The following is a 17,192-nucleotide window of genomic DNA, read 5'->3' on the forward strand; positions in this document are numbered from 1 at the left end:
ATAAATGCACTCTACTATTTTTTTAGTAGATACTACTATAAAAATAGTAGGATTAAAATAACTTTATAGAAGAAATGCAATAATAAGCTTTATTTAAAATAATATGGGCACTTATTGTTCAATTTTGTTTGACGATGCCAAGCTTATGAACCACACTTTTAGAATATGAGCGGTATAAACCCACTGTTGTAAACTACAGCCAATGAAAAAAATTAGTATTATTAAAATTAAACTAGATACAAATATATAAATACGGGCTAAAACAGCAAAATACCCATACAGAATGCTCATCCCTTTATGGTTGAGATTAGGAGAAATATTCTTAATACCTGGATTGAAGATGATGAAATTAATTTATGTGTAATGCCTTCTAGGAGAATAACAATGTCCTCGCTCAAGTTAGAGAGTGAATGCAGAAATCTTAAAGAAACAATTATTGAGTTACGTTTGAGATTAGAAACTATCGATTTGGAAGCAAAAAAAGAAATTGAACAAGAACGTATAAAACAACATCAAGTTATTAATCAATTAGAAAAAACGATTATTGAACTTCGAATGCAATTGGAGAATCTTGCTTTGCAACATTTAAGAAAAACTGAAGAAATTGTAAAAATAAAAAATGATGAGATTCGTCAATTACAAAAAACAATTAGAGAAATGAGAGCTTTATTGGAAAAGAACTTGGTTAAGTAATCACCCTTGGTCAATCAGTAAAAAAAGACCTGGAGTGACTCCTATTTTCCTGGAGAAATAGTATGAATAATACTCTGGCGATTAAAAATATGAAATCAAAAAATTTCTATAAATTGCTATTTCAAATTTATCGAGATGCCGGACATACCTCCAGTCTTAAAGAAATCTTAACCATGCTCATTGATGTGACTTCCTGCGTGATTGGTTGTGAACGAGGCACTATCTTTTTAAATGATCCAAAAACAGGCGAGCTGTATTCTTTTATAGCCCAAGGAGATCTGAATTTTGAAATACGAATCCTGAATAATTCAGGTTTAGCGGGTTGGTCGTTTACACACAATGAATCACTTTGTATCGCTCATCCTGAGCTTGATGAACGACATAATAAAAATATTGATAAAATTACAGGTTTTAAAACCAAAAGCGTTTTATGTGTCCCCTTAAAAAGTATGGAGGGCAAACTACTAGGCGTGACGCAAATGCTAAACAAGATTGATGGGGAGTTTAGTGATTCAGACGTGCAAATGGTCGAAGCTTTAACCGAGCATGCTGCTATGGCGATTCAAAATAAATTAACAATAGAACAAATTGAAGAGTCGCACAAACGAGATATGCATTTATTAGAAACCATATCAACTGTTTCTACAGAAATTAATCTTTCTTCGCTTCTAGAAAAAATAATTGACACCATAACCTTAGCTTTAGATGCCGAACGAGCTACCTTATTCATCAATGATGATAAAACAGGAGAATTATACACAGAAACGAGTATTGGTTTAAAAAAGATGGAAATTCGTTTTCCTAATCATTTAGGAATAGCAGGCTCCACATTTACAACCGGCAAAATAATCAACATCCCCCATGCTTATGTAGATCTTCGTTTTAACCCTTCTTTTGATAAGAAAACGGGTTTTTTCACACGCTCAATATTATCAGCCCCAGTTAGGAACAAAAGTGGAAAAATAATAGGTGTTACTCAGGTTTTAAATAAAAAACATGGGGAATTTACAGAGGATAATGAATATCAACTCATTGCTATCAACTCACAAATTTCAATTGCTATAGAAAACGCCAAGTTATTTGAAGAAGTTCAAAATATAAAAAATTACAATGAAAGTATCTTGGAAAGTATGACCAGTACCGTCATTACCCTCAATGAAAAGAATCAGATTGTAACTTGTAATAAAGCAGGGATGAAATTGTTACATTTATCTGCTCCTGAAGAGCTGGTTCTTAAGGATGCGTCCTTTCTTTTTCAGGATGATAAAAACAATTTGATTGAGCGAATTATGGCGATAAATAGCCATGACTCCCAATTAAATCATGATACTTTAATGGATATAGAATTGAATATTCTAGGAACCAAAATTACAGCTAATATCAACATAGTACCACTAATCAGCGCCAATAAAGAACGTTTGGGAGTGATTATGATCGTTGAGGACATCAGTTCAGAAAAACGTATGAAAGCAACGATGTCACGTTATATGAGTTCTGATTTAGCAGAAAAGCTACTGCAATCCAATGAGTTTTCTCTTGGTGGAACTAACACTTTTGCAACAATTCTTTTCTCAGATATAAGAGATTTTACCTCTATATCTGAATCACTTGGTGCGGAAGAAACTGTTAAGGTATTAAATAAATATTTTTCACTAATGGTCGATTGTATTCATGAAGAAAGCGGTATATTAGATAAATTTATTGGTGATGCCATCATGGCGGTTTTTGGTAATCCTTTTCCCCATGAAGATGATCCTGATCGCGCTGTTCGGGCTGCTATTGCGATGATGAAGGCATTGAATCATTTCAATCAAAAACGAAATAAAAGAGGGTTAGTACCGATTAAACATGGCATTGGTATTAATACGGATAAAGTTGTTGCAGGAAATATTGGCTCCGATAAGCGAATGGATTTTACCGTAATTGGTGATGGAGTTAATCTGGCTTCACGAATAGAAGGTTTATGCAAGTACTACGGCGTCCACATTTTAATCAGCGAATTCACATATCAACAATTAAAGTCTACCTATAGAACAAGACAGATTGATAAAGTTATTGTTAAGGGAAAAGTAAATCCTGTTTCAATTTATGAAATTATTGATTTTCACGATAAACACTCATTTCCAAATCAGATTGATGTTTTGAATCATTTCAACAATGGGATTGAATTTTATAATGAGGCCTTATGGGATAAGGCCATTTTATCATTTCAAAATGCTTTAATGTTATACCCTGAAGACAAACCATCCCAACTCTACATTAAGCGTTGTAAAATACTGAAGGAACATCCTCCTGAGCCGAACTGGCAAGGGATATGGAAAATGAAGAATAAATAGAACTCACATTAGCTGACTTAGTTTAGACCAAATCTGACACATAAAAAACGGGTAACTGTCAGATCCCGTTTTGAACTCCTGCATTACAGTTATATTCATATTTGATCTAACAATACCGTTGAAAAAGAGATTTATTTTCTTCTGGTTCATGAGCAACAAATTTTTCTTGTATATATCTAAGCTCTTTTTTAAATTCACTCAGCTTAGCGTGTAGGGAACTATCATAGCCCTCTTTACCTACTTTGCTTCTAGGTGAGAACCGGGTAAGACCATAATTTATTTTTTGAAACAATTTCTTAGTATTTTTCTCACAAGAGTTTTCTTGATATGCCTGCAAAGAAATTTGCAGCTCATCAAGGTAATTTTGTCTCAGTTGTGCCTCAGTTTTATAACCAATGCACCCTAATGCAAAAGAGGCCATAGAACTTAAAAAATCCTTAAACCAAAATGTATTTGCCCGCTCTTGCAGGTAGTTTGCAAATACAGATTTTTTCCCAAAGTATTTTGTGCTCAGGCCTTTATGAGCACGATCAAACTCGATTTCTTTCTTGATTTTCTTCTCATTATAATTTGTCTTAAATTCATCAAGATTTGACTCTAAACCTCTAATAAGGTTAATTTTTCCCTGGATCTCAGAGTCGTCGCAGTTATGGAGCTCTTCTAGAGTAGTAACAAGCTCACTACGCTGAAATTTTATAATATCAGTGTAAAGTGCTTGCTTTACTTCAGCTGCTCGCTGAGGCAACTCTTTATGCCTTTGAATAAGTGTTTTATATTCATCAATTACTTGGTTTAATTGCTTCAAGATGTTTTGTTGGTCTTCTTCTTTCTCAATTTCATCAAAAAGAGAATTAGGAGCGTAAAGACTACTAAATAAATCAATTTGGGCATGCATTTTGAGTATTGGCGCAAGCTCTTTTTGTACAGTAGCGTCGTTATTTTTACGAATCTCGATTAAAAAAGTACCCAACTCTCCATTTGTAAAAGCATCTATCTCTCGCAGTAATTTCCTTCTTGCTAATACCCTATCTGACTTGCAGGCCGCAACCTTCTTAACAAACCCAGAGTAGATTTCATTAATTTTTATCAATTTTTCTAAATGTTCTATGGTAGTTTTTACTTGAATAAGCTCTTGAAGCTTTTGAGCAGTTTCAACAAATTTTTCGTGCACGATAACATTTTGAAACGTGGTGATCGCGGCTATACGTTCTTTGATCTGAAATTGGAATTGATTAATTTCCTCATACAATTGATTTCTATCGATAGAGCTGTAACATGCGATTAGAGCTGCTTTTTCTAACAATCTAGCGCTATTAATTTGAATTTCAGCAAGCTCTTTAAGTAACGGAAGTGCCTTTTGTTGGTCCGTAACTTTAGTCTTCAACATTGCGTATATCGCCTTGAGCCCCTTATCTTCGAAAGAGTCATGCATTTGTCTTTTTAATATTTGAAGTTCTTGATGTAACTCGTGATTAATTTCTGTAGGGGGCACTGTGCTCAAAGCAAAAGAAAAAAGGGTCTCCCATTCCTTTTCTAAATAGAGAATACGAGATTCTATTTGATGCACCAATTCATCAACTGATTTTTCCTTAAGCGATGCTTTGCTTATCGAATCACTAATCTTTGTAAGCTCCTCTTCACAATCTTTTATTTGTGCTACTAGATCTTCATTTTTAAACTGATAAAACTCTTTGAACACTTTGTTAAAGCTTATTTCCTTTTCTTCAATATCTGTAAGTGCGTGGCCAAGCTTAAGAATATCTAATGCGACAACCGCTTGCGTGTTCGATAATTGGGAAAGCATATGAGTCAGTTTTGTATTCTCAAATAACTGTTTTGTCTGTGCATATTCAGCATTCAAGTACTCTAGTTTTTCATTTTTTTCAGCTGCTAATTTTTTTTGCTCAATTTGCAGCTTTGATAACTTAAGTTCATCCTCCTGCTTTTTAGAAACAGCAGTTTTATAAGAATTCTGTAGAGCCCAGATGTTATGATCTGGAATCCATATACTCTCTGATTTATTCTCTCCACCCATCAGTTCTTTTTCGATAAGTTGAATTTTATATTCGATATACTCTGATGTTGTCGACAAATCATCTTCTAAATCACTTGCTGCTAGAAAAGAAGTATTATGATTCCAGTAATCTTTTAAACGAGTGAAATTCCAACCACCCCATGAGTTCGCATTTTCCTCATTTGCGTACAGTCTATCAAAAAATTGCACCAACCCCGCAGAAGAAGTACATTCCAAATACTTAATTAACTCATGTTTAGGAATTTTAGCAGAGGGAATATAAAGCTCTGAGCTTTCAGCTAAATCGTTCTTAAATTGTATTAATTTATCCTTAGCGACTCTTAAAAACTTCTCGCGTTCCTTTTGCTTTTCTATAGAGTGATCGATTGAGCTTGTTTCATATTCAATTGCTTTTTGAGTTCCAAGAATATTTTCTGCAATCGATTGAAGGAGAGAGTCATAAATTTGTGTGATAGTGGAGATGTCCTTAACGTACTTCTGGTAATGGAGTGCATCTGCTAACTCTGATTCACTCAGCTTAATCTGAGATTTTTGTAGCTCTAGGATTGTTTCTTGTATGCGATGAGCGGAGGTGGTTAAAGCCTCGTCTCGGTTTAATTGGATCAAACTGCGCTCCAAGCTCTTCACATCGAGTGTTGCTTTTTGTATCAATTCTTTGACGGTATTAATTTGGTGCTCCATTTTTTGGATTTGAAATCATCATGTTCTTGTTCATTCCTTAAACTTCTATAAACATGCCTTTAAAACAGGGGGCATTAGCCTCAGAGGGTGCCAGGTTTCGTTTTTGATACTGGAATTCTAAGTCTTCTTTTTGGTGGTTCAATTCGTTGTTGATAGGCATCCAACTGTTATGCTTGCAACAGTATAAGACTCTTTAATCAGCTGCCAATCGTTTACCCACTGCTTTTTTCTGCGATAAAATAACATGTAAGCTTATTGCTGGAAACTGGCTTTCTAAAGAAGTAAGCTTTTCCATGAGAAGTAATACCATATGACCATTTAATTTCAAAATTTTTTATTGCATCGAAGAGAGTAACCATTTTGTCCCCTTTCGTATTAAATTCAGGAGGCTCCCTGCCACCTCAAGTATCAATGTTTGGATATTTAGCATTCACCCAGTTACAACTGAGGCGACCAAAACCATTACGAGAGATCATATTATTCAAAATTTCAGAGCAATATGGATTTCTAGAAATAAACACCAATTTTGGCTGATACGGTATCAGAAGTTCCACCCGTACCCAATGTTGGTGCATTTACAAGACCTGGAGGAGCTGCTCCATTAGCAAATTGATCCGCTCCATAATCAATTTCATGCCGATACTCAATACTTTCAACAGTATCTTTCCAAAGAGAAATGCTAAATACTCCAATAAAACGATGTTGCGGTAAATTTAAAGCCAACGCGTCTTTAGTCCACTGGTAGCCTACACCTACAGATGAAGGTTTATTGAATGCTTTAAAAGTCATATCAATCTCTGTTTGTAATGCCTGTGGTTTTGCACCACGTCCGTTAAAACTTAAATCTTGTGCTCTAAATGCTTGAGTGGTACCAACCCATTCAGCAGCAAAATTGAAGCGGTCATAAGCCATATTTCCATAAATATCTACAGCTTGAGTTTTTCGTACAGCCTCATTACCATGAAGCAAGGAACCAAAGCCAGCAAAGGTACCCGGATTAGCCGCTGTGCTTTGCATTCCCGCTGCGTCATCGATGGAGCTAATATAGCTTGCTCCTATCTCTCCTCTAATTTTATTAAATATAAAACTATAACCGGCGTTTACACCACCTACTCCAGTTCGTCCTAGAATTGTATCACTTCTATAAATATAGGTTGCAGCAAATGGTCCGGAATCTCCTTGAGATTTGTAACCCAAGATGAAAGGTCTTGTCTTGGTTCGTGCTAAATTTAACGTTAATGGTGCGCTGATCATAGAGCTGGAGTAACGTCCAAAAGGTACATACAATTGTCCCGCAGTAAAATAAAAAGGAGTTTTATCTAAATTTCCAATGTTCACAAAACCCATGTTCAAATTAAATGCTGAATTATTAACTCTTGGCCCTACCTCTGGTGGACTTTGGTCATAAGCAATTGCAATATATGCCTCCACATTTTGGTTAAGAGCAGCCGCAACATCTAATTCACTTGAGCCTAAAGTTAAATCAACATTCGTATCGCCGACATAGTTGCTATTAAGCATGCCTACCGGCTCTGCTTTGCCACTAAGTGCAATTATAGGTCGTTCCGGAGTAGGATAGCCCATATTTTGATAGTATCGATACATACGTCGACGTTGTTGCATTAAACGAACATCACGGTTAATACTTGAAATATTCACTATATAGTCCGAACCATCAAATGCAGGCCTAGATCCTAGATAAGGGGATGCAACTACCGGAGTCCCAGCAATATAACTCACTACGCGTTCATCAGCGACCAACGCAGTCGGATACAATCCAATGAGCTCGGGATGCTCTTCTGGGGTATGTATGGTTATATTAGATGAATGATATTTAACCATTTCATGGTTTTGAGGCTGTTTTTTATCTTTCTTTTTAGCAACATTTGCTGAAAATTGTTGTTTGCTGATTGTCTTTTTATTTTTTTAGTCGCATCATGAATCTCTTGCGCAACTAATTGTTTTTGCAATGCATTGAGTTGAGTTTGTAATTCTTGGGTTTGTTTTTGTAATTGCATGATTTGATGCTGTAATTTTTGTTCTTGCCCCCCGTAAAGTGTTTTTGACAAACAGACCAAAGCCAATATCATTTTTTTATACATCATTAGGGTACCTCACCTCTACTTATTATTTTACTTCTACCTCACGACACACAGAGTTATTTATTTGTAATAACAAGACAGTGTGTCACATGCTCTTAAAGACCTAATTGACTAATTCATTTAATTAAAATGCTATCATTCCAAAGCAACGAATCCTAACACAAATGCAATTGATAATCATTCTCATTTAACAAAAATTTTATTTTGCTTCTAAAGAAAATCGGGCTTTATAATGAACATTAAAAGCCAACCCAGGCACATAAATTTAACGCATCAAAAAAATTTCCTAACCAGTACTCTAAACTTTGCTATAACTATAATAAGAATCGAGAGACCCTTAGATATTAAAGCTAGGAGCAATTATGGAAAGCCCCGAATTAATACATCGTCATAAAATTGATATCATGGATGCTGTGTATCACCGCAGAGCAGTACGTAACTATTTATCTAAGAAAGTAGATTCTGAAATTATCCATCAGCTTCTAGATGCAGCAGTATATGCCCCTTCAGCACTTCACGAAGAATCCCGAGGATTTGTAGTCATTCAAAATAAGGCATTATTAGATCGTATTTCAGAAAGTGCAAAGCAATTAACAATGAATGAAAAAAAGAAAAAAATAGACTTACAAGAAGAGCATATCTTGCAGGTAGTTCAACAAAAAGAATTCAATATCTTTTACAATGCACCTACTTTAATTGTTATATGCAGTACCTTTAAAGGGAAATTTGTTAGCGCTGACTGCTGGTTAGCTGCTGAAAATTTAATGCTTGCCGCTCTAACTTATGGTCTTGCTACATGTGTAATTGGTTTTTCAGTTCCAGCACTAAATTTGCCGGAATGGAAAAAAGAGCTGGGAATAGCTAAAAAAATGACTGCTGTAGTTCCAATTATTCTTGGTTGGCCATCAGGCCATACTTTACCTACTTCTCATAGGCCACCTCTAATTTTAAACTGGAAATAGCATAAACGCCCATAGGATCTAGTCAAATGCGATATGACATTGATTTCAAAATGAGAATACAGCATTAAAAAAATAATTCAAATGCAACTCTTTTAATGCAAAAAATGAACTTGGTTTGTTTATTTTTACATTAAATAATGCCTATAATGGCTCATTGTGTCACAATATGAGGCAATTACTATGGACAGTAAAATTGAAAAACAATCATTCACACTGACAATGCTAGGGACACTCACAGATTTTTTTCCTGACTTAAAAAAGACCCCCAAACCGACTCCTTATATAAAAGGAGCCAAAGTAAAAGATTACCCTAAAGGAGAAACGTTAAGTGTTGTTTCTTCTTTAATTAAAACAAATACACCTGCTAAAACAGCAAAAATAGATGCTAAAAATCCTTATTCCTTTCAGGCTGATGAAATTACCGTAATTAATGGACCAAAAACTGATGGTGCCAATGTCGGAGAGAAAATTGCCTTAGGTCTTGCTGTAATCCTCAAAGCAATAAGTCGTGAACAAACCCAAATCAATATAATCGCTCATAGTAGAGGCGCTGTTGAATCAATTTTAATAGCTCATGAGTTAGAAGCAATCCAGAAAATTATTGCGGCATGCACTACTTTTGAAGAGGTGTTAAAGCAATTAACCGAACAACAAACCCAAAGGCACAAAGGAAAGCCAACTAATAATACACCAGATATTATCGAACCACTAAAATCTCAAATGAATCTAATACCCAAAGACGAACAAGAACAGTGGTTTAATCAATTAAAAACATTCCTGCCTAACGTCTCAATGAACTTTTTTGGTATTGATCCTGTCCCAGGAGATTGTTTTCCTATTACCTGGTATGACGAACGATTTTTTATATTGCCAGAAATTATAAAAAATACTGAATTAATTTATTATGCAAACGAACATTCCGATTGGGGATTTACTCCGATTTTTCCTGAAATAACCAGTAAAGAAAAACAAAATTTTGTTCGTTATTCTATGCCGGGACATCACGGAACAGGCTCAAGCGGTAATAATGGCTCCCAACTGGGAGTAATAGTTGCCCCTGATGGTTATAAAACAACCCATGTCCAAAAATTAATGATCTATAAGCTACTTCATTTCTTAAGCAAACAAGGTGTGGAATTTAATGATGGCTTTCAGATTTTTAGTCAACATAGCGCTTTAGGGAGAAAATATTTAGGCAGCCCTATTGAAACAGACCTAATCAATATATCCACACTCGATTTTCCTACTATTCTTCGGACACTTTATGCAACAATTGCCAAAAACCAAATAGGATATGACGCTTATAATTCAACCCATTATTCCTACATGGGCCTCATCAACCAACGCAGAGCATTGCTCAAAGGACATACTTACGGGCTTTTCAATGATATCTTTGCCACATACTCCGGCTATGTGAATGAAGAACATGCATTATTAATGCAAACCCACTTTTTTAAAATTTTTGGTCTTGATACGGAAAGAAAAAATCCTGCTGAGCTTATCAATACTGCAAGCTTCGTCTTAGAAGAAAGTATCAAAAAAATCGCCAATAAAGAAGCATCTATTCTGGATTATGAAATTACGCGCAAAAACGTGTTGGAAACATTTGGGATAGTGATTCGTCAAGTAAGCCAACAATATTTAACTGAGGATTGGTGTGCCATTGAAAAGCAAAAAGAAAAAGAAATCTTGTATGAAGCAATTATTAATATCTTGACTAAATTTAAAGAGCTATCTGCATCAGATAATCAAACGATACAACAATTTGTAGCTGAACTTCTTCTTTTAAGTTTCACCAGCATTAACCAAACGTTGATTTCTCAATCCCAAGGTTTAGAAAAAGACTTTAGCTACTTACAAGAATCAATGGACAAGCGTTTAATTCACTTTTTTAACGGATTATTGATGCAATTAAATCAAGCCGAAAATAACTCTTTAAAAACTCTAGATGAAATTATAAATTCCGAGGAATATAAAATACTGCCTAACTATCCTTCCGAAATTAAAATAGCCCATATCTATAATAAATTGGCTGGAAATGGACTAGAAAAATACAGTGTAGAGCAACTAACTAAAAGTTACGAAGAACAATTCGCAGATACTATTGAAGACTTTGCAAAGCTTTATCAACAAATGCAGACTTATATTCATGATCTGGCTGCCCTACGAAGTATCGTTCCTAGTGATAAAATTGAAGTGGATGAACTGGACTTATTAAGACTAGCTAATGGATTAATCGCAACCGCGGCAGAGCGGTTTTATAAAGACAGGCCCCAAAATCTTCCACCGATTGCGGAAGAAAGAGGCTCATTCTTAAAATTGGCTGAACAACATGCTATTGAGCATTTTGGTGTTCTTGATCGCAGCAAAGAAAATAAAAGTTCAGAAACAGTAACAGCAGAAGCAAGTGGTGTTTTTTCAAGAACCTTTTCTTTCTTTTGGAGTCCCATGTCAAGAATGATATATGGTACCCAGGCAACGCCCCCTTCTCATAGAGAAATAACGCCTAAGACAGATTTTACTCCTGGTCCCACATAAGCAAATAAATGTATTTGCTTGAGCAAACCCTACTTTGGAATAGGGTTTGCTCATATTGAGGATTATTCTTTTAATTTACCTTAGAGACAATTGTTCAGACAAATCATCTTGCATTTTTTCTACTTCAGGAATAAAAGGAGCTTTAGCGAGTGCAAAAAGAGTGAATTGGGATTGAAAACCTAATGATTTACTTGCCGAATTAGCAACATTAATAAATACATTGGCAAATGATTTTGCCAGATTGGTTAGATAATCTCCCCATCCTAATTCTTTTTCTAATAAATGCTTGGCATTATTTATTGCACTAGTTGATATATCCACAAATACTGTTTTTGCTTGTTCTTTTGTCATCGCTGAATTTGCTTTATTGATTTCATAAGTATCAATTGCCTCAGCAAGCTGAATTCTCAAGTCCTCAGCGGCATTTAAGGCATTCTGATTTTTTTTAGGAGCATGCCGCAATTCAGTCACTTTTTCTGCAAAATTGTCATAGATTTTCACTAATAAATCATGTTCATCAATTGGTGATGATTGCACAGTTTCTTCTGTATGAATCAATTGAATTGAAGGCAGTGGTTGATTTTTTTCTAATAGATCAATCATATTCGGATCAAGCTTGAACTCTTCAGAACTTACTCCTCCACGTCTATTTCTGTACTCAACCACTTGGGTAACCAACTTATCAAAAGCCTTAGTTTCTCTAGGTATTACTAAAGGTAAAACTTCATTGCGTCGCTCTCTAAGAGCCGCTAATTCCTCTTTGATATGGCTCAATGCTTCTGAAGCTGGCTCATCCCTTTCAAGTTTAGGTATTGCTACTTCCTCCAAATAACGTAAGCAATTCAATCCCCACTTGATTGAGTCTTCTAAGGGTCTAAAATGTCCGGCAAATACTGCATTAGTCATGTGCACCAAACTCACCAAGTGGCCTTTTGCCGCAGCTTTTTGCATATAATCAAATCTTTTTTGTGAAAGGATGGGATCATTCTTGGAAATTAAATTAAGCGCATAAAACTCGCCTCCAGTTGTGGCTTGTTCTTCAATTCGGGAAAATAAATGGAATTGTTTGTTGATAACATCTACAGTTACAAAAGAACCTTTATAAATTTTACTTAAGTCCAGAGCAATTTGTTCCAAACTATCATGAGCTTCTAAAATACGTACATTTCTGGAGTCTAAAGAATGTGTTGGTCTATTTAGTCTATCTAATCGATTAATTAATTCATCTAGTTGATTGCTTTTTATACTGAGTTCTGTCAGCAAAATATCAATATCTGAATAAACAAAATTGACATCAAAATTAAAGTCTACTCTTTTATTCAATAAATATTGTTGGCGTTTAATAGGATCGGATAAAACCTCATAAGCTTGCTGTATTCTCTGAAATACTATTCCAGCACGCTGACTGTCGCCATTTTTATCTGGGTGAAACTCCGCAGCTAATTTTCTCCATTGGCTTTTTAAGCCGTCCAAACCCAATTCATTAAAAGAGTGTTCACTCATTTGCAAAGCAGCAAAATGATCCATGTTTTTCACTTCATTATTATCTTCTAAGTAGTAACTGAATTTATCTGTCATATATTTAGTCTTTAAGTTAAATGAAGCAACAATTATACTTTTTTGAACATATAATACAAACTATGATTATTTTTAATTCTTTTCGTGTACTGAACATTTCAAGTAAAGAATCGCGCAAAAGCGGTTTTTAGTTTAAGTTTTGAGAGAGTTTTTGTGGTTTTATCCGCAGAATATGCTCAACGTGAATCTATTTAATCCATATTATATTCTTGCAAATCTGGATATTGCGTGTGCTCTTTGTATTGAACTCACATTAATTTAACAGCAATCGGTGTTCATTAACCTGTTCAATTTCAACATTTTGTTTTGATTGGCCAATTTGGCCAACGATACCCAGCGAAGCTTTAGTTAAATTATCTATTTCTTTAAGACAACTTACTGTTTTAATTGCCCATTTACCTGTTACCCCAAGTGTTACAAGTTGGTTGGCAAGCGTACCCAATCCCGTAGTCAACAAATTAGTTGCGATAAAAGCGACTCCAATCAGCTCTCCAGTTGATGGAGCTGCTCCAAATCGAAAGAGATTATAAAGTATCGTTCCCACATTTTTTAACGCAAGAGGAGCGCCAATAGCTAAAGATACATAAGAAGCAGCCAAAGCGATTGGAGTCATAATTGGGGCTAATGGTGTAATAAATGATAACGCAGCCGCGCCTATGGCAATCACCGTTGCAGTTACAGCTACTTTAGAGCCACAATTTTGCAAGGTATTCACTAATGTTGAAAAACTTCTTGATGGTTTTTGTGCGTATTTAAAATTCAAGTCGTTAATTTGATAGTAAAAAATTTTAGTCTTGGCCAAATTTTCTTGTAATCTATAAATATCTACTTGTTTATTGGGTGTGGTGTTTATCACCATCTTGATTCGCTGATGAATTTCAGAAAACAACTCATCAAATTTTTTACGACGACTTAGCACTTCAAATCGAGAAGACTCCACTGTCAAACCCTCTTCTTCAATCAGCGTGTTAATATCCATAAGTATCTTTGTAGTTTTTGGATTAATTGATGCACTTTTACATTCTCTAAAAAAATACAAGCATGCTGATTGTGAAAACAACAATTGACCGAAAAGAATAATGCTCTCTAGTTGTTGCAGCTTTTGTTCGCGAATAGTTTTATCTTTTTCTTGTTTTATTTTTTCCCGAAGTTGGGCAAGAGATTTCTTCTCAATTTCTTTAAATTCCACCTTCGTCTTCAAGGTAGAAATCCTTAATGGCTGCGCAAGAATTTCAGGACCAAAAACAGAATGAATTACTTGATATTTTACTTGAGGAAAAAGTGTGTGCAGTTGCAAAGCAACTTCTTTTGCAATGGCATTATATTCATTTCTGTTCAATTTTTCATGCATTTTGGTAGGAAAAACTAAAATTTAATTAATATTAATCAATTTGATCAATATAATACAAGTTACTTTGCAAGACAAGCGAATTTCATGGTGACACAATTTGAGAAAATATTGCGCCTTACAAAATGATTTTAATATGATGCTTTTAGCAAAAAACTTTAAATAATTAAAATTCAACCTTTTTGATTTCTAAAGTATTTATCCATTATTAGTGAGCCGTTGACAATTTGCCTAAGTGCCGCGCTTTATGCGCGGCATTTCGATTTACAAGAATCTAATATTGCCAATTTTTTCTCAATACCGTGCTTTTGACAAGTTCTATTCCACGACGAACTTTTTGTTCGGGACGAGCTCTATATGAAATCCCCTTGAAAAAATAATCTTCACCTTCTGGAGATTGCTCAGAAAAAAATAGTTAAACACACAACATCGAGGTTCATCGCTCGTCACTGTATTCACAGCATGCCAAGATGATCGATTTGTTTCCATAACAAGCATTCGATTAAAAAAATTAGGGACAACAATACGATTTTTGATAGCACAGTCCCATAATTCATAATTTCCACCATATTCTACTTGCCAATTAGGAGATACATAATAAAGGACATTCACCGTTCGATAGTATTTGCTGTCCACATCATGTGAAAGATCCAAATGAGGATTGATGTAATATCCTTTGAGCAGTGTGCTAATTCCACCAGCATAGGGTGAAGGATCAGGGATTTGGTTTTTAATTTCGGTTATATCTTCAATGACTGCAACAATTTTTGGATCTTGCATGGCAAAGTTTATATCTTGCAGTATGCTGGGAACATCCCTCAAGTGGCTGTATTTCAACTTTAATTTTCCAGAAATACTTAATGAACGCATGTCATTTGACTGAGGGAAACTAGCGTATATTGACTCAGCAAGTTCCGTTGGAAGTAGATTATCAAGAACAAAATGTCGGGCAACTTTTATATGATGCTCAAGAAAAAATTGTTGTTTTAGATGCTCCTTAGTTTCATTTAATCTTTTTAAAATCAGATCGGTTAATTCATTTCTTATATTGCTTACCATTTTTAAATTCTCTATATCTTGACACATATTGATTATAGTCGGCAATTTCGAGAGTTTCTTTAAAATAGACTTTTATATTGATAAGAAATTATCTCAGCCTTATAATTTACTTTTAATGAATAGGAAAAACATAATGGAGCGGTTAAAGTCCTATTTTCTTCAAAATACAACACTTAAAACTGAAATCATCGCTGGCATCACTACTTTTTTAACAATGGTGTATATAGCATTTATTAACCCTGCAATTCTCCATGATGCCGGTATGGACCAAGGTGCCGTGTTCACCGCTACTTGTCTTATCACTGCGTTTGCATGTTTACTCACAGGAATAATCGCTAATACCCCCATTGGTATTGCTCCGGGTATGGCATTAAATGTCTTTTTCTCTTATACAGTAGTAAAAGGAATGGGGATACACTGGGAGCATGCATTAGCCATTGTTTTTCTTTCGGGGGTCTTATTTATTTTCGTATCACTTACAAGCCTAAGACGCCTGCTTATAGAAGCGATTCCCTATAATTTACAAATTGCTATCTTAATTGGCATTAGTTTATTAATCGCCCTTATTACCCTAAAAAACAACCAAATCATTATCACTGATCCACATCATTTGATGCATCTTGGTGAAATGAATCGCCCTGAAAGCGGATTATTTTTTTTGGGATTTTTGCTTATACTCACCTTAGACTATTTTCAGATACCAGGTGCTATCATTATTGGTATTCTTAGTATTACAACTTTAAGTTTATTAACAGGATTATCAACCTGGGAAGGATTAATGTCCATGCCTCCTTCGATATCACCCACATTTTTAAAACTCGATTTTTCTGGACTAAACACTATTGTAGCAATGAAGGCGATGTTTACCTTTTTTCTAATTGCTGTATTTGATGCCACAGGAACTTTAATTGGTTTATTAAATCCTACTTTATTTAAACAACAAAAAAACTATGCCAAACGTTTGAGTAATTGTTTAACTGCTGATGCAATGGCCTCTGCAATGGCTGGATTATTAGGTTCCGCAAGTACTTCTCCGTATATCGAATCTGCAGCAGGAATAGAAGCAGGTGGACGTGGCGGTTTAACAGCCATCATCATTGGAATTGGTTTTATTCTCATGCTATTTTTTTCCCCTTTAGCGAAGATGATCCCTAATTTTGCTGTGGGCCCTGCACTCTTATACGTAGCTTGTTGTATGATGAAACATTTAACTGATATGAAGTTGCCAGATATTAGCGAGACAGCTCCTTGTATGATTACTATCATGATGATTCCATTTACTGCATCCATAGCTGATGGAATTGGTGGAGGTATTATTCTTTATACTCTATTAAAATTGTTAACTCGACAAAAAATTAATTTTTTACTTTTTATATTAAGTCTTGTTTTCATCATTTTTTTTCTTATCAGTTAGGCTCAATGCTATGCCCCTCATTTATTCAAATAAGATCGGGCATTAGCATGTGAAGCTGTTGACGAAGCAACTTCATTAGTGTAGAAATCACATTTAGTGCGCTACTATTTGACAATGAAGACTTATAGTGAACACTCAAGGAGTTTTTTAACGGAGACCATAATGAAATTTTTTGATAGAAAAACCAATACCCTATTTATTACTAATGGAAAAACAAACGTAGCTGATTTATCTGAAAATCAATTAATACAAGTAGTTGACTCTCAAACAGAAGAACCTCTATTTTATAAACTTCGTCGACAAAATGCAGGACTCCTAGGCAGTCGTTTCGAAAAACACTTCGTCAGTAACAGTACAAGTCAAGAATACATCGGTAATTATGATCTCAATCATCCCAGCAATACCGATCTTGAAGAGGTTCAAACTATTATTTGTTGTCCTTAGCC

The 17,192-nt window shown here is 34.9% G+C and carries 10 protein-coding genes and 1 pseudogene; 6 read left to right on the forward strand and 5 right to left on the reverse strand.

The features are described from left to right. Window positions 1-384: 384 nt before the first annotated feature. Both EL220_RS12420 and EL220_RS12425 read left to right on the forward strand, forming a co-directional pair. Window positions 385-693 carry a hypothetical protein gene (locus tag EL220_RS12420; RefSeq protein WP_027270292.1) on the forward strand — a complete coding sequence of 103 codons (309 nt, stop codon included), beginning with the start codon at window positions 385-387 and terminating at the stop codon, window positions 691-693. Window positions 694-755: 62 nt separating this feature from the next. Next, window positions 756-3,029, forward strand: coding sequence for an adenylate/guanylate cyclase domain-containing protein (locus EL220_RS12425; protein ID WP_027270293.1), 2,274 nt, complete (start codon window positions 756-758; stop codon window positions 3,027-3,029). A gap of 106 nt (window positions 3,030-3,135) precedes the next feature. Here EL220_RS12425 and EL220_RS12430 read toward each other — a convergent pair whose 3' ends face one another. Both EL220_RS12430 and EL220_RS12435 read right to left on the reverse strand, forming a co-directional pair. Beyond that, on the reverse strand, window positions 3,136-5,745 hold the full coding sequence (locus EL220_RS12430) for a hypothetical protein (RefSeq protein ID WP_027270294.1): 2,610 nt from the start codon (window positions 5,743-5,745) through the stop codon (window positions 3,136-3,138). Window positions 5,746-6,252: 507 nt separating this feature from the next. Further along, window positions 6,253-7,850 (reverse strand): annotated as a pseudogene (locus EL220_RS12435) (LbtU family siderophore porin). Window positions 7,851-8,209: 359 nt separating this feature from the next. Between EL220_RS12435 and EL220_RS12440 the strand changes: the two are divergent. Together EL220_RS12440 and EL220_RS12445 are read left to right on the forward strand one after the other, a co-directional pair. Then, a complete protein-coding gene (locus tag EL220_RS12440; RefSeq protein ID WP_027270296.1) occupies window positions 8,210-8,809 on the forward strand; it encodes a nitroreductase family protein in 600 nt (199 codons plus the stop codon). A gap of 180 nt (window positions 8,810-8,989) precedes the next feature. After that, complete coding sequence (locus tag EL220_RS12445; RefSeq protein WP_027270297.1) at window positions 8,990-11,347, forward strand: hypothetical protein; 2,358 nt, start codon at window positions 8,990-8,992, stop codon at window positions 11,345-11,347. A 75-nt stretch (window positions 11,348-11,422) separates the two neighbouring features. Here EL220_RS12445 and EL220_RS12450 read toward each other — a convergent pair whose 3' ends face one another. From EL220_RS12450 to EL220_RS12460, 3 genes are all read right to left on the reverse strand, one after another. After that, on the reverse strand, window positions 11,423-12,925 hold the full coding sequence (locus EL220_RS12450) for a J domain-containing protein (protein ID WP_027270298.1): 1,503 nt from the start codon (window positions 12,923-12,925) through the stop codon (window positions 11,423-11,425). A 253-nt stretch (window positions 12,926-13,178) separates the two neighbouring features. Next, the gene (locus tag EL220_RS12455) at window positions 13,179-14,264 is read right to left on the reverse strand and encodes a hypothetical protein (RefSeq protein WP_232002435.1); all 1,086 of its coding nucleotides are present in this window, start codon (window positions 14,262-14,264) and stop codon (window positions 13,179-13,181) included. Window positions 14,265-14,591: 327 nt separating this feature from the next. Continuing rightward, window positions 14,592-15,332 carry a 2OG-Fe(II) oxygenase gene (locus EL220_RS12460; protein ID WP_232002436.1) on the reverse strand — a complete coding sequence of 247 codons (741 nt, stop codon included), beginning with the start codon at window positions 15,330-15,332 and terminating at the stop codon, window positions 14,592-14,594. Window positions 15,333-15,465: 133 nt separating this feature from the next. Between EL220_RS12460 and EL220_RS12465 the strand changes: the two genes are divergently transcribed. After that, window positions 15,466-16,746 (forward strand): NCS2 family permease, encoded by a 1,281-nt coding sequence (locus EL220_RS12465; RefSeq protein WP_027270301.1) that lies wholly within the window; start codon window positions 15,466-15,468, stop codon window positions 16,744-16,746. A gap of 162 nt (window positions 16,747-16,908) precedes the next feature. Further along, complete coding sequence (locus tag EL220_RS12470) at window positions 16,909-17,190, forward strand: hypothetical protein (RefSeq protein WP_027270302.1); 282 nt, start codon at window positions 16,909-16,911, stop codon at window positions 17,188-17,190. Window positions 17,191-17,192 lie beyond the last annotated feature (2 nt).

Origin of the sequence: Legionella sainthelensi (assembly GCF_900637685.1) — a bacterium.
Classification (GTDB): domain Bacteria; phylum Pseudomonadota; class Gammaproteobacteria; order Legionellales; family Legionellaceae; genus Legionella; species Legionella sainthelensi.

What these genes read in the sequence shown, in the direction of transcription:
- EL220_RS12445 (WP_027270297.1), top strand. Translation starts at nt 8,990, where the DNA reads ATGGACAGTAAAATTGAAAAACAATCATTCACACTGACAATGCTAGGG.
- EL220_RS12450 (WP_027270298.1), bottom strand. Translation starts at nt 12,925, where the DNA reads ATGACAGATAAATTCAGTTACTACTTAGAAGATAATAATGAAGTGAAA.
- EL220_RS12460 (WP_232002436.1), bottom strand. Translation starts at nt 15,332, where the DNA reads ATGGTAAGCAATATAAGAAATGAATTAACCGATCTGATTTTAAAAAGA.
- EL220_RS12430 (WP_027270294.1), bottom strand. Translation starts at nt 5,745, where the DNA reads ATGGAGCACCAAATTAATACCGTCAAAGAATTGATACAAAAAGCAACA.
- EL220_RS12470 (WP_027270302.1), top strand. Translation starts at nt 16,909, where the DNA reads ATGAAATTTTTTGATAGAAAAACCAATACCCTATTTATTACTAATGGA.
- EL220_RS12425 (WP_027270293.1), top strand. Translation starts at nt 756, where the DNA reads ATGAATAATACTCTGGCGATTAAAAATATGAAATCAAAAAATTTCTAT.
- EL220_RS12420 (WP_027270292.1), top strand. Translation starts at nt 385, where the DNA reads ATGTCCTCGCTCAAGTTAGAGAGTGAATGCAGAAATCTTAAAGAAACA.
- EL220_RS12465 (WP_027270301.1), top strand. Translation starts at nt 15,466, where the DNA reads ATGGAGCGGTTAAAGTCCTATTTTCTTCAAAATACAACACTTAAAACT.
- EL220_RS12440 (WP_027270296.1), top strand. Translation starts at nt 8,210, where the DNA reads ATGGAAAGCCCCGAATTAATACATCGTCATAAAATTGATATCATGGAT.